This is a genomic window from Salifodinibacter halophilus, from assembly GCA_012999515.1.
GTDB classification, from domain to species: domain Bacteria; phylum Pseudomonadota; class Gammaproteobacteria; order Nevskiales; family Salinisphaeraceae; genus Salifodinibacter; species Salifodinibacter halophilus.
In genome coordinates this window covers 1-337 of the sequence record JABEEB010000080.1, presented here as the reverse complement: position 1 = coordinate 337, position 337 = coordinate 1, and the positions used below count along the sequence as shown (strand labels likewise).

Below are 337 nucleotides of genomic sequence, written 5' to 3'. Positions count from 1 at the left end.
AGGAAAACCCCGATTCGGCGTCGGCGCGCGTCTACGCTGGCGTAGACATCCATTTACGTAACGTAGTCAGCCGCCGACATTGGTGTCGGCGCACCGCACTTTGCCCGCGGGCGAGTTGCGGACCTCGGAAACGGCCTGGACATTCGCTTGCATCATCTACGGAGCGATAGGGAAATGATCCGGGTGTTCATCGTCGACGACCAGCCGTTGATCCGTCTCGGACTGCGCTGGATCCTCGGCGCGCACAGCGACATCGATGTGGTCGGCGAAGCCGGCGATCCGCACGAGGCGGTGCTGCGGATGACGCAGTCGCGGGCCGACGTAGCGTTGTGCGGCT

At 63.8% G+C, this 337-nt stretch carries 1 protein-coding gene; it reads left to right on the top strand.

Going from position 1 to position 337, the window contains the following annotated elements; translation table 11 throughout:
- Positions 1-174: 174 nt before the first annotated feature.
- Positions 175-337, top strand: a 163-nt coding sequence (locus HKX41_10775; GenBank protein NNC24613.1) for a response regulator transcription factor, incomplete at its 3' end; no start/stop codon positions are given.